This is a genomic window from Nonomuraea candida (genome assembly GCF_000725485.1).
Taxonomy (GTDB): Bacteria; Actinomycetota; Actinomycetes; order Streptosporangiales; family Streptosporangiaceae; genus Nonomuraea; species Nonomuraea candida.
On record NZ_KL647031.1, the window covers coordinates 1 to 13420 of the forward strand.

The window sequence follows — 13420 nt, forward strand, 5'->3', positions numbered from 1 at the left end:
AACCCACCGACCTCCAACTCCATCTCCTGGATCTCCTCAACATCGACCCACGAGACCTCCGCTGAAGATCACTCACGTGCGGAAAACGGGGCTAGCCGAACAGCTCCTGCAGCCCGTCGATGGCGAAGTAGGCGAAGAAGACCAGGGAGACGGCCCAGAGCAGCCAGGGGATCTCCGAGAAGCGCCCCCTGACCGCCTTGATCAGCGTGTACGTGATCACCCCGGCCCCCACGCCGTTCGTGATCGAGTACGTGAACGGCATCAGCGCGATCGTCAGGAACGCCGGCACGGCCAGGTCGAGGTCGTCCCACGGCACGTTCCTGCTCTGCATCATCATCAGCGCCCCGACCAGCACCAGCGCGGGCGCCGCCGCGGCGGCCGGCACCACCGCGGCCAGCGGCGTGAACAGCAGCGTCAGCCCCAGCAGCGCGCCGGTCACCACGCTGGCCAGCCCGGTGCGCGCCCCCTCGCCGACACCGGCGGCCGACTCCACGAAGACGGTGTTGGCCGAGGCGCTCGCCGTGCCGCCCACCATGCCGGCCACGCCGTCCACGGTCAGGATGCGGCCCAGCCGCGGCACCCGTCCCTGCCGGTCCACGAGCCCGGCCTCGTCGCTGACGCCGATGATCGTCCCCATGGCGTCGAAGAAGCCCGACAGCACCAGCGTGAACAGCACCACGGTCGCCGTCAGCGCCCCCGCCGTGGCGAACCCGCCGAACAGGTCGACATGGCCGACCAGCCCGAAGTCCGGCGCGGACACGAGCGACTCGGGCATGCGCGGCGTCACCACGCCCCAGGCGCCCGGCTCGACGGTGGCCAGCGAGTTCACCAGGATGGCCAGGGCCGCGGTGACGGCGATGCTGATGAGGATGGCGGCGGGGACCCTGCGGACGTACAGCAGGATCATCAGGAGCAGGCCGAAGCAGAAGACCGCGACCGGCCAGCCCGACAGGTGCCCGGTCGCGCCGAGCTGCACGGGGGTTCCGGAGCCCGAGGCGACGAAGCCCGCGTCGACCAGCCCGATCAGCGCGATGAACAGCCCGATGCCCACGCTGATCGCGTGTTTGAGCGCCAGCGGGATCGCGTTCATGATCAGCGTGCGCAGGCCGGTCACGGCCAGCACGATGATCACGAAGCCTTCCAGCACCACCAGGCCCATGGCCTGCGCCCACGTCATGTACGGGGCGGCCTGGTAGGCGACCACCGCGTTCAGGCCGAGCCCGGCGGCCAGGCCGAACGGGGCGTTGCCGATGAAGGCCATGAGCAGCGTGGAGATCGCCGCGGCCAGCGCGGTGGAGGTGGTCAGCTCGCCGATCGACAGCCGCGCCCCCGTCACGTCTTTGGCGCCGGCCAGGATGATCGGGTTGAGCAGGATGATGTAGGCCATCGCCATGAACGTGGTCAGCCCGCCACGCACCTCGCGGCCGACGGTGCTGCCCCGCCCGGTCAGCTCGAAGAATCTGTCGAGCACCGGCATTCCCCCCTTGATGATCAGGGGGAATGCCGGGTGCCTACCCAGCCGGAGGTGAGATCACGCCTTCTCGTGGCGGCCGTGGCCCACCAGCGCGACGAACTCCTCCAGCTTGATCGAGCCGTCGCCGTCGCTGTCGGCCGCGGTGATGAACGCCTCGATCTCGCTCTCGGATGCGCCCTGCCCACCCAGCGCGTCGTTGGCCTTCCTGATCTCGTCAGCGGTCAGCAGGCCGTCGCCGTCGGTGTCGAAGCGCCTGAACTCCGCCTCGGCCGCCTCACGCGCGGTTGCCATCGGGTGCCCCCCTTGCTCAGCTTTCATCGAACAACGCGATATCTTCCGGCCTGATCGGAACGCGCGTCAACCGAAGCCCGGTGGCCGCTCTGACCGCGGCGGCGATGGCGGGGGTGGAGGAGAGCGTGGGAGGCTCGCCGGCGCCGCGCAAGCCGTACGGGGCGGCTGGGTCTGGATTTTCCAGGATTTTTGTTTTCATGGGTGGCATGTCGAGGATGGTGGGGATCAGGTAGTCGGTGAACGACGGGTTCCGCACCCGGCCCTCGCGTACCTGGATCTCCTCCATCAGCGCCAGGCCCAGCCCCTGCGCCGAGCCGCCGTGGATCTGGCCCTCCAGCGCCTGCGGGTTCAGCATCCGCCCGACGTCCTGCACGGCCGCCAGCTCGACCACCTTCACCAGCCCCAGCTCCACGTCCACGTCCACCACGGCCCGGTGCACGCACAGCGCGAGCTGCGTGTGCGAGTCGCCCTGCCCGGTGCGCGGATCCAGCGGGTACGTCGGCCGGTGCCGGTACTCGCGCGTCTCCTCGATCGGCCCGAACCGCTCCAGCGCCTCCCTGGGCGGCAGGCCCTTGAACCGTGCGCGCACGGCCTCGCAGGCGGCCTTGACCGCGCCCCCGGTGACATAGGACTGCCGCGAGGCCGACGAGGAGCCCGCCGAGCCGACCGAGGTGTCGGCGGGGGCCACGGTGACGTTCGCCACGCCCAGCTCGGTCCGGGCGATCTGGGCCTGCACCGTCACCAGCCCCTGCCCCACCTCGGCCGCCGCCGTGTGCACGGTGACGTGCGGCTCGCCGTTGACCAGCTCCGCCCGCACCCGCGCGGTCGAGAAGTCGTCGAACCCCTCCGAGAAGCAGATGTTCTTGATCCCCACGCCGTAGCCGACGCCCCGGCGCACCGACTCCCCGCGGGTGGTCTGGGAGACGCCGCCGGGCAGCATCCGCAGGTCGCGCTCGCGCGTGCCCGGCGGCATCGGCAGCGGCATCGGCAGTGGCATCGCCTCCAGCTCGCGCAGCATCTCGGCGAGCGGGGCGGGGGAGTCGATCACCTGCCCCGTGATGAGGCGCGAGCCCTGGGAGACGGCGTTGCGCACCCGGATCTCGACCGGCGACAGCCCGCACGCCTCGGCCAGCCGGTCCATCTGCGACTCGTAGGCGTAGCACGCCTGCACCGCCCCGAATCCGCGCATCGCGCCGCACGGCGGGTTGTTGGTGTAGACGCCGGTGGCGTCCACGCGCACGTTCGGCACCTCGTACGGCCCCACGCCCAGCGACGCCGCGTTGCCGACCACGGCGGGGGAGGAGGAGCAGTACGCGCCGCCGTCCAGCAGGATGTCGGCCTTGACGTAGACCAGCCGGCCGTCGCGGGTCGCGCCGTGCTCGTAGCGCATCCGCGCCGGATGGCGGTGCACGTGGCCGAAGAACGACTCCTCACGGCCGTACACGATCTTGACGGGGCGGTTCAGCCGCAGGGCCAGCATGCAGGCGTGGACCTGCATCGACAGGTCCTCCCGCGCGCCGAACGCGCCGCCGACGCCCGCCAGCGTCAGGCGCACCTTCTCCGGCGGCAGGCCCAGGCAGGGCGCGAGCTGGTCGCGGTCCACGTGCAGCCACTGGGTGGCGATGAACAGGTCCACGCCGCCGTCCTCGGCCGGCACCGCCAGGCCCGACTCGGGGCCGAGGAAGGCCTGGTCCTGCATGCCGACCTCGTACTCGCCGGTGACGACGACCTCGGCCTCGAACGTGTCGCCGCGCCGCACCGGCTGGTGGCGCACGAAGCGGCGCGACTCGCGGGGGTCGGTGACGGCCGGGCGGGGCTCGTAGCCGACGACGATCGCCGCCACGGCCCTGCGGGCGGTCTCCGGATGGTCGGCCGCCACCAGCGCCACCGGCTCGCCCTGGTGGCGCACCTGGTCGATGGCCAGCACCGGCTGGTCCCGGTGCTCCAGGCCGTAGTATTTCTCGCCCGGCACGTCCTCGTGCGTCAGCACCGCCCGCACGCCCGCGATCCGCAGCGCCGGCCCGACGTCGATGGAGCGGATCCACGCCGACGGGTGCGGGCTGCGCAGCGTGGCGCCCCACACCATGCCCTCCAGCCACAGGTCGGAGGCGTAGGCGAACTCTCCGGTCACCTTCAGAGCGGCGTCGGGCCGCCGCGCGCTCTCCCCGACCCCCTGCACGGCGTCCTGCCGGATCGCGTCAGCCGTCTGCGTCATCTTCCGAGTAGAGCACCGCGGCCCCGGCCCGTCCTATGCGCCCGGCGTGAAATCCCGGTCAGCGCTTGCCCTAACGGGCTTGTATATTCCTCCAAGTGCGAATCGCCGACCTGCTGGCCATCGACGAGCTGCGCCTGACCCTGCTCACCGGCGACCCCGGCCGCGAGTTCGGCACCGTGCACATCACCGACCTGCCCGAGCCGGGGCGCTACCTGGGCGGCGGCGAGCTGGTGCTGACCGGCCTCATGTGGTGGCACGAGCCCGGCGACTCCGCCCGCTTCGTGGCCGCGCTGTCCGAGGCGGGCGTCGCCGCGCTCGGCGCCGGGCAGGCGTGGCTCGGCCACGTGCCCGCCGACCTGGTCGCCGCGTGCGAGGCCGCCGGCCTGCCGCTGCTGCAGGTGCCCACCGAGGTCTCCTTCCGCACGCTGGCCGAGCTGGCCGGGCCCCGGCTGGCCGGCGACGTGCGCGCCGCGCTGGGCCGCCACCGCCGGCTGGTCGCGGCCGTCGCCGAGGGCGCCGGCCTGCGCGAGCTGTTCGAGCTGACCGCCGCGGAGCTGGGCGTCACCGGCGCCGTCGTGTCCGCCTCGGGAGAGGTGATCGTGGGGGCGGCGGCCGACCCCGTACGGCTGGCCAGGGCGTACCTGACCGCGCCGCGGCTGCCCGTCCTGGCCGGCGACCACACGATCTTCGCCGTCGGGCGCGGCCACCGCGCCGCGGGCTGGGCGCTGGCCTGCGACGGCGACCTGATGGGCCGGGCCGACCTGGGCCACGAGCTGGCCGCCTGCGTGGGCCTCGAACGCAGCCGCATGGAGGAGGGCCGCCGGGTCGAGCGCCGCCTGGCCGAGCAGCTCGTCGTGGCCGCGCTGGCCGAGGCCGACGTGGCCGAGATCGGCGCCGGGCTGCGCACGTGCGGGATCGACGCGGCGGAGCCGTACGCGGTGGTGAGCGCCACCGCCCCCAGACCCGGCGCCACCCGCGGCCCCGACCCCGCCACCCTCGGCGGCCGGGTCGTGGAGGAGCTGCTCGGCCGCGAGGTCGTCGCGGCGGCCGGCGCCGACGGCGCGGTCGCCGTGGTGCCGCTGCGCGGGCGCACCGCCACCGAGCTGGCCGACCGGCTGCGCGCGGGGGCGGAGGTGCTGTCCGCGCTGCCCGGCACCCGCCTGTGCGTCGGGCTCAGCGGCGCGCTGACCGGCCCGGCCGCCGTCAAGGGCGGCGTGGAGGAGGCCGGGCACGCCCGCCGCCTGGCCGAGGCCCGCTCCGGCGGGATCGTCACCAGCGACGAGATCTACACCCACGCGCTGCTGCTGGCCACGGTGCCGGGCGACGTGCGCCGCTCGTTCACCGACCGGCTGCTGTCGCCGCTGCTCGACTACGACCGCAGGCACCAGTCCGAGCTGGTGCGCACGCTCGGGGTCTACCTCGACTGCGCCGGCTCGTGGCACGCCTGCGCCGAGCGGCTCCACGTGCACGTCAACACCGTGCGCTACCGCGTGCGCAGGATCGAGGAGCTGACCGGCAGGAACCTGGCCACGATGGCCGACCGGGTCGACTTCTTCCTCGCCCTCAGGGACACCGGAACGCCCCGCTGACCGCTCCGGGACGCTGTGTCGTTCCCCCGGCCGCTCGGCGGCGTCGCGGCGGCGGGCGCCTGCCGCTCACTCCCGTGCCTCGGCGGCCGGCGTCCCGCGGCGGCCGTGGGCGCGCTCCTCGCGCGCCCGCCGCAGGGCGTCCTGCTCCTCGCGCAGCCTGCCCTCCCAGCGGGCGTTGCCGAGCCCGCCCCCGCTCAGGACCGCCTCGGTGACGCGCAAGACCGCCTGGTCGAGCTCGCCCAGCAGCCGGTGGGCCCGCGCCAGCTCCAGCAGGCAGCGCAGGATCCCGAAACGGTAACCGCTCGCCGAGAGGTGGTCGTAGGCCGCCAGCAGGCGGGGCAGGGCCCGGCCCGGGTCGTCCAGGGCGAGATGGCACTCGCCCATCAGCAGCAGGGCCTGCCCCTCGTTGTGCCGGTCACCGTCCTGCCTGGCGCCGGTGTAGGCCTCCTCCAGCAGCTCGAACGCCTGCTCCGGGCGGCCCATGCCGAGCAGGGCCTGCGCGGCGCCGCGCAGCGCGTAGCGCACGCCCACGCGGATGCCGAGGCTCCTGGCCAGCACGAGCTGGCGCTCCGCCCAGGGCAGGGCCTCCTCGTAGCGGCCGTTGGTGTTGTAGGCGTTGGCCAGGTTGCCGAGCGTGCGCATCTCGTCCACGCCGTCGCCCGTCCCCCTGGTCAGCTCCAGCTCGGCCATCAGGTGCGCGACCGCCCCGTCGGTGTCGCCCAGCAGGCGCAGGGCGTTGGAGATGTGGCCGTGCGCGACCGCCGCGTCGGACGGCTCGCCGAGGCGCTCGCTCGCGGTCAGCACCAGCGTGTTCAGCTCCTTCATCTCCATGATGCGGTAGGAGCGCTCCTGGTGCCTGTGCAGGCTGAAGGTGAGGCCGATGCCCAGCCGGGCGACGACCGGGTCCGCCGAGCCGAGCGCCTGCCGTGCGGCGGCGGTCAGCACTGCCTCCTCCTGGTACAGCCAGGCGGCGGCCTCCTCGGCGGTGGTCACCTCGTGCGGGACGGCGTCCACCGGCGCGGCGTGCTCCAGGCGGTGCGGGTCGCTGACGTGGTTGGCCAGCCGGGCCGAGGCGGCGTAGTACGACAACGCGCGGACCAGCGCCTCGCGGGCCCCCTCGGGCCGCAGCTCGCCGGCGAAGAGCCGGACCAGGTCGTGCAACTGGTAACGGCCGCGTACGGTGCGGTCGAGCAGGTGGGCGTCCGCCAGCCGCTCCAGCGCCCGCTCGGCCTCCCGCACGCTCACGCCCAGCAGCGCGCCGACGGGCTCGGCGGTCACCTCCGGCACGTGCAGCAGGCCCAGCAGCGACAGGGTCCGCGCGGCCAGCCGGTCCACGGGCCGGGAGCCGGTCTGCAGCGCCGTGAAGCCGGCGCTCAGGCTGGAGCGGACCGCCAGGTCGCCGGTCGACAGCTCGTGCAGCCTGCTCTGCTCGTCGCTCAGCCGGGCCGCCAGCGCCGCCACGCTCCACTCCGGATGGCCGGCCAGGCGCGCCCCCGCGATGCGCAGGGCGAGCGGCAGGCCCTCGCACAGCCGGACGAGCCGGGCCGTCTGTCCGGCGTCGGCGGAGACCCGCCCGGCGCCCGCCAGCCTGGCCAGCATCGTGGCCGACTCCGCGTGTGACATCCTGCCGAGTTCGAGCTGGAAGGCGTCCTCGCCCCAGGCCATGGTCTCGCGGCTGGTCACCAGCAGCGCGCTGCCCAGCGGCGTGGCCAGCAGCGGCCGGATCTGGGCCAGGTCGGCGGCGTCGTCCAGCAGGGCCAGCACCCGGCGGCCGTGCAGGCGGCTGCGCCACATCGCGGCGGCCTCGTCGAGGTCGGCGGGCACGGAGCCGGGCGCGACGCCCAGCCCGCGCAGGAACCGCCCGAGCACGTCGAGCGTGGTGAGCGCGGGCACCTCCGGCGTGGCGCCGCGGCAGTTCACGTAGAGCTGGCCGTCGGGGAACCGCTCCTTCGCCAGGTCGGCGACCTGCGCGGCCAGCGCCGACTTGCCGACGCCCGCGGGCCCGGTGATGATCACCAGCGGGTGCGGGTCCGCCTTGTCCCAGGGCGCCAGCCGCTCCTTCAGCCGCACGACCTCCCGCGCCCGGCCCACGAACCCCGTCAGCGGCCGGGGCAACTGGTGCGGCACCACCGGCTCGGCGAGGGGCGGCGAGACGGAGCCGGAGTCGGCCCGCAGCACCATCTCGTGACACCTGCGCAGGCCCTCGCCGGGCGACAACCCCAGCCTCTCGGCGAGCAGCGCCCGGCCCTCCTCGTAGACCTCCAGCGCCTCGGCCGGCAGGCCCGAGCGGTGCAGGGCCTTCATGAGCAGCTCGCGGGTCCGCTCCCGCAACGGGTGCTGGCGGGTCAGATGGCGCAGGTCGTCCACGATCTCGCGGTGGCGGTCCAGCCGCAGCAGGCTCTCCGCGCGCCGCTCCAGCGCCGCCAGCCTGAGCTGCTCCAGGCGGGCCCGCTCCTTGTCGGCGAACGGGCCGTGCATGCCGCTCAGCGCGGTGCCCCGCCACAACGCCAGGGCCTGGTCTAGCCGGTGCAGGGCCTGGCGATCGTCGCCGGCGTCCTGGTGGCGGTGGGCCTCGTCGAGCCAGCGGGCCAGCAGGATCGCGTCGACCCGGTCGGGCTCCAGGCGTAAGACGTAGCCGGCGGAGGTGTTGAGCAGCAGCCGCGAGGGCTCGCGCCGCCCGCGGCCGGGCTCGAAGGCGCGGCGTAGGCCCGCGATGTAGGTGTAGACGCTCTGCTCGGCGTTGCGGGGGGCGTCGTCGCCCCAGATGTGCGCCACGAGCAGGTCCATCGGGACGGGCTCGGACGGCGCGGTGGCGAGGACGGCCAGGACGCCGCGCTGCCTGGCCGGGCCGAGGTCGATGGCCTCCGGGGCGCCGTCACGGCGGAACTCGGCGGTCACCGCGCCAAGAAGGCGGATGAAGAGTCCCTCGCTCACTCCGTCCTCCCTGATGACGTTCCTCCCCCGAGGGGCCGAGCAGGAAGCGTAAACGAGACCCGCCGGTCGGGCGACGGCCGCGACGGAATGTAGATCCAATCTAGAGGGCGCGCAGTACGCTGAAACGGACGGGGCGCGGTTTCAGCGATCTCTTTCAGAGATCTTCTTTCAGCCGTGAAAAGAGGGGGCACACGAGCGAAACGTTGTCGGCTTTCCATCCTGGGAAGGCCCGGTCTGCCGGCCCGGTGCGGTGTCGGACCGGCGCCTGGTGCATGCACCCCCTCTTTTCGGACGGGCGTCAGCAGCAGTCGCTGTTGTCCACCAACGTCTGGAGGGAAGACGTGTCGGCGTTCGCCGCCGTAACATTGCCTCCAATGGTCACCGCGAAAGCGACCGCGGCGATCAGGGCGGACAGGGCAATACGCATGCGCATGGGGGTTCTCCCTCGCCTATGTGGGGTTTGCTTCGGACCTAATATTCCCAGGGAGCGACAACTGTGACCACATCTGACCTGGTTGGACTCCGTATTAAGACCGTTCGGCGACAACGCGGCCTGTCACAGGCCCAGCTGGCGCACCCCGAGTTGTCGGACAGTTACGTCTCGCTGATCGAGAGTGGCAAGCGTACCCCCACACCGGCGGTTCTGGAGCTGCTGGCCCAAAAGTTGGACTGCTCCCTGTCCTATCTGATCAATGGAGTCACCGCGGAGCAGATGGAGGACATCGAGCTCGCCCTCGGCTACGCGCGGCTGGCACTCGAGAACGGTGAGGTTCAGGAGGCCCGCACCCGCTTCGCCGAGCTGGTGGCGAACAACAACCTGACAGGACTGACGGCCCTTCGTCAAGACACCGAGTTCGGCCTGGCGCTGGCCTGTGAGGCGTGCGGCGACCTCGACGAGGCGATCTCCATCCTGCTGCGGCTGCGCGAGGAGGAGCTGTCCAGCGAGCGCCGCACCGAGGTCGCCATGGTGCTCTGCCGCGTCTACCGCGAGAGCGAGCGGCTGACCGAGGCCGTCGAGGTGGGCGAGCAGATCCTGGTCAAGAGCGACCGCCAGCCCTGGACCGACCAGCTCGTCGAGCTGGCCGCCACCCTGCTGTCGGCCTACATGCAGCGCGGCGACCTGCTGCGCGCCCGCCAGTTCGCGGCCGAGCTGCTCAACGCCGCCGACGTGCTCGGCACGCCGCGCGCGATCGTGGCGGCCAACTGGAACGCCTCCAGCGTCGCCAACATCACCGGCCACGACGAGGAGTCCCTGGCCTTCGCCGAGCGCGCCATGGCCGTGCAGATCGAGAACGGCAACCCGCGCAGCGTCGCCCGGATGCGCCTGGCGCTGCTGCAGAAGCGCCTGCGGGTGCGCCCCGCTGAGGCGCTGGCGGTGCGCGATGCGCTGCGCGCCGCGGTGGCCGAGTTCGAGCAGACCTCGACCAGCGCCGTCGACCGAGCCCGGGTGCACATCGAGCTGGCCTACGCCGAATACATGTCGGGCGACTACGACAAGGCCGTGCACCACGCGCGGACCGGCAGGGAGCTGATCCCCGAGTCCGGGCACGTGCTCGGGGCCGAGGCGAGCCTGCTGCTCGGCCGGGTCTACGGCGCGGTCGGCCGCTCCGACGAGGCCGCCGAGCACGTCGGCGAGGTGCGCGACTGGCTCACCCCGCTGTCCGACTCCCGCCGCTCGGCCTCCACGTGGTACGCCGCCGCCGAGACCATGGAGAGCCTCGGCGACGACGACGAGGCGGTGGAGGCCTACCAGCGGGCTCTGGCCTGCGCCGGCCTGTAGGAACCGGACCGGACTCCGAACTTCAGGGGTCGCACTCCGGATTTCTGGGGTCGGGCTCCGGATTTCTGGGGTCGGGCTCCGGTCTTAGGGGGTCGCACTCCTGATTCAAGGGTCCGGCCGTGGCCACGGACTCCGGGTTTCGGGGGCCGGGCTCCGATTTCTGGGGGTGGGCCGTGGGCCCGGGCTCCGCGTTTCGGGGGTCGGGTTCCGTTTTTCGGGGTGGGCCGTGGGGCAGGGCTCCGGATTTTCGGGGGCCGGATTCCGCGTTCAGGGGTCGGATTTCCGCGGGCCGGGCTGTGCGGGCCGGATTGTAGAGGCTGGTTTGTGGAGTGAAGTCCGAACCGGGCAGTGGCATCGGTAGCCTTGGGATTGCCATGAAGACAACCCCGTTCGCGGCCCTCACCGCGATCCTCGCCGCCGCCCTGCTCGTGTTCGGCCCCGCCGCCCCCGCCCTGGCGCACGACACGCTCAAGAGCAGCTCCCCGGCCAAGAACGCCAAGGTCGAGTCCCTCGACGAGATCAGGCTCGAGTTCAGCGCCAAGGTCCGCATGCCGTTCGTCATCGTGCGCGGCGAAGGAGACACGCGCTACGAGAGCGGCAAGCCGGAGCTGGACGGCGCGGTGGTGACCCAGGCCGTCGGCGGGCCGCTGCCCGACGGGAAATACACGATCGCCTACCGCGTCGTGTCCTCCGACGGGCACCCGATCGAGGGGGAGATCCCGTTCCGGGTGGAGGGGGCGGAGACGCCGTCACCCAGCCCGAGCGGCAGCGCCGCCCCCAGCGAGAGCAGCGCCGCCGTCGGGGAGAGCCCGGCCGCCGCGCCGAGCGAGGGCGCGAGCGGCACCGCGGCGCCGAGCGCGGCCGCATCCGGCTCTCCCGCGGCCTCCGCCCCGGCCGGCCAGCCCGGCTCGGCCGCGCTGGAGACCGATCAGGCGTCGGCCGCCGAGGAGGGCGGGACGTTCCCCGTCTGGCTGATCATCGTCGTCGGCGCGCTCGTCGGCATCGGCATCGGGTTCCTGCTCAGCGCACGGAAGAAGCAGCCGTGAGCAGGGCGGCGCGCCTCGCGCTCGCGGCCGCCGCGGCGGCGATCGCCGCCCTGGTCGTCGGCATGATCGCCGGTGGCACGGCGTTCCCCAGGATCATCCCCGGCCTGCCCGACGCCGGCGTGGTCGTCCGCTGGGGCCTGCCGCTGTCCAAGCTGCTCATGGACGCCGCCGGCGTGGTCACCGTGGGCCTGCTGCTGATGGCCGCCACGTTGCTGCCCAACGACAAGGGCGTGCTCGGCAAGAGCGCGCTCGACTACGTCAAGGCCGCCTCGTGGGCCGCGCTGGCGTGGGCCGGCGCGGCGTTCCTGTCCATCGTGTTCGGCGTCGCCGAGTCCATCGGCAGGACCGTGCCCCAGGTCCTCGACCGCACCATCCTGACCAGCTACGCCACCCAGACCACGCAGGGCGTCGCGCTGACGCTCGTGGTGCTGTTCGGGGTGGCCATCGCCCTGTTCTCGCGCGGCGCCATCACGGCGGGCGCGGCGGCCGGGCTGCTGGTGTTCGCGATGGTGACGCTGCTGCCCGCGCCGCTCACCGGACACTCCTCCTCATCGCCCAACCACGACCTGGCCACGTCGTCGGTCTCGCTGCACGTGCTCGCGCTGGCCCTGTGGGTGGGCGGGCTCGGCGTGCTGGCCCTGCACGCGCTGCGCAAGCAGCCGCAGCTCGAGGTCGCGGCGGCGCGCTTCTCCCGGATGGCCCTGTGGTGCTTCGTCGGGGTGGGCCTGTCCGGGGTGTTCGCCCTGGTCGCGCGGCTGGGCTCGATCTCCGACCTGTGGACCACCGAGTACGGCCTGCTCGCCGTGGCCAAGCTCGTGGCGTTCGTGCTGCTCGGCTACGTGGGCTACTGGCACCGGCAGCGCACGCTCGTCGACCTGGAGGCGGGCCGGCCGAAGGCGTTCGTCCGGCTGGCCGGCGGCGAGCTGCTGCTCATGTCCGCCACCATGGGCGTGGGCGTGGCCCTGTCGCGCACGGAGCCTCCCGAGTTCGTCCTGCCCGCCGACCGGGCGTTCGAGCTGCTCGGCTTCCCGGTGCCGCCCCCGATCACCCTGGGCAACATCTTTTCGATGTGGTGGTTCGACCTGTTCTTCGCCGTGGTGGCGGCCGTGCTGGCCGGCCTGTACGGCCTCGGCGTGCGCCGCCTGCTCAGCCGGGGCGACCGCTGGTCGTGGGGCCGCACGGCCTCGTGGTACATCGGCGTCGCGCTGCTGGTCTTCGCCACGCAGAGCGGCCTGGCCAGATACGCCCAGGTCATGTTCGACATCCACATGATCGAGCACATGACGCTGTCTATGGTGGTGCCGATCTTCCTCGTCCTCGGCGGGCCCGTCACCCTGGCCCTGCGCGCGCTCAAGCCCGCCGCCAGGAGGGGTGACAGGGGGCCGCGCGAGTGGATCACCACGATCCTGCACAGCCGGTTCACCAAGGTCGTCACGCATCCCGTGGTCGCCACCGCGATCTTCGTCGCCTCGACGTACGCGCTCTACTTCACGCCGCTGTTCGAGTCGGCGATGAACGAGCACCTCGGCCACATCTGGATGACCCTGCACTTCCTGATCAGCGGCTGCCTGTTCTTCTGGGTGATCATCGGGGTCGACCCGGCGCCCAACCGGCTCCCGTACGTGTGGCGGCTGCTGATGCTCTTCGTCACCATGCCGTTCCACGCCTTCTTCGGGATCGCGCTGATGATGATGAGCGGGGTGATCGCCTCCGGCTGGTATGAGCAGCTCGGCCGCACCTGGGGCGACACGCTGATCCAGACCCAGCGCGACGGCGGCGCCATCGCCTGGGGCTTCGGCGAGATCCCGACGCTCATCGTCCTGCTGGCCATCGCCGCGCAATGGTACAAGGACGACGACCGGCAGGCACGACGCGCCGACCGCAAGGCCGAGCGCACGGGCGCCGGCGACCCCGAGCTCGACTCCTACAACGACTACCTCGCGCGCCTCAACCGCGCCGACAAAGGGGAATAGGCGCGGGCGGCCGGGCGCGGGCGCGTAGCCGTACGGACATGCCCTCATACCTTCCGTCTACAAGTCTCTCAACCGACAGGTAGCCTTTCTCCCAGGGGAGGCGGGCATGACCCCATCC

General features: G+C 72.8%; 9 protein-coding genes. 4 read left to right on the forward strand and 5 right to left on the reverse strand.

Annotated elements, in window-relative coordinates; all coding sequences use genetic code 11:
* Positions 1–91 precede the first annotated feature (91 nt).
* From IO39_RS43900 to IO39_RS43910, 3 genes are read right to left on the reverse strand one after another with little or no spacing between them, the layout of a single operon-like run.
* The gene (locus IO39_RS43900; RefSeq protein WP_043638137.1) at positions 92–1477 is read right to left on the reverse strand and encodes an NCS2 family permease; all 1386 of its coding nucleotides are present in this window, start codon (positions 1475–1477) and stop codon (positions 92–94) included.
* Between the two features lie 54 nt (positions 1478–1531).
* Positions 1532–1765, reverse strand: coding sequence for an EF-hand domain-containing protein (locus IO39_RS43905; RefSeq protein ID WP_043638140.1), 234 nt, complete (start codon positions 1763–1765; stop codon positions 1532–1534).
* A gap of 16 nt (positions 1766–1781) precedes the next feature.
* Positions 1782–3980: a xanthine dehydrogenase family protein molybdopterin-binding subunit gene (locus IO39_RS43910; RefSeq protein WP_052424158.1), complete on the reverse strand. Its 2199-nt coding sequence runs from the start codon at positions 3978–3980 to the stop codon at positions 1782–1784.
* A 95-nt stretch (positions 3981–4075) separates the two neighbouring features.
* On the opposite strand from IO39_RS43910, the gene IO39_RS43915 reads away from it, so the two are divergent.
* Entirely contained in the window at positions 4076–5569 is a 1494-nt protein-coding gene (locus tag IO39_RS43915; RefSeq protein WP_043638143.1) for a PucR family transcriptional regulator, read from the forward strand.
* 66 nt (positions 5570–5635) lie between these two features.
* On the opposite strand, the gene IO39_RS43920 is transcribed toward IO39_RS43915, so the two are convergent.
* On the reverse strand, positions 5636–8503 hold the full coding sequence (locus IO39_RS43920; RefSeq protein ID WP_169789235.1) for an AfsR/SARP family transcriptional regulator: 2868 nt from the start codon (positions 8501–8503) through the stop codon (positions 5636–5638).
* Positions 8504–8801: 298 nt separating this feature from the next.
* Positions 8802–8936 carry a hypothetical protein gene (locus tag IO39_RS59315; protein ID WP_281200374.1) on the reverse strand — a complete coding sequence of 45 codons (135 nt, stop codon included), beginning with the start codon at positions 8934–8936 and terminating at the stop codon, positions 8802–8804.
* Positions 8937–8999: 63 nt separating this feature from the next.
* Between IO39_RS59315 and IO39_RS43925 the strand changes: the two genes are divergently transcribed.
* From IO39_RS43925 to IO39_RS43935, 3 genes are all read left to right on the forward strand, one after another.
* A complete protein-coding gene (locus IO39_RS43925) occupies positions 9000–10283 on the forward strand; it encodes a tetratricopeptide repeat protein (protein ID WP_043638146.1) in 1284 nt (427 codons plus the stop codon).
* A 374-nt stretch (positions 10284–10657) separates the two neighbouring features.
* Positions 10658–11329 (forward strand): copper resistance CopC family protein, encoded by a 672-nt coding sequence (locus IO39_RS43930; RefSeq protein ID WP_052424160.1) that lies wholly within the window; start codon positions 10658–10660, stop codon positions 11327–11329.
* Entirely contained in the window at positions 11326–13302 is a 1977-nt protein-coding gene (locus IO39_RS43935; protein ID WP_043638150.1) for a bifunctional copper resistance protein CopD/cytochrome c oxidase assembly protein, read from the forward strand. The genes IO39_RS43930 and IO39_RS43935 overlap by 4 nt, the downstream gene beginning before the upstream one ends.
* Positions 13303–13420: the final 118 nt, after the last annotated feature.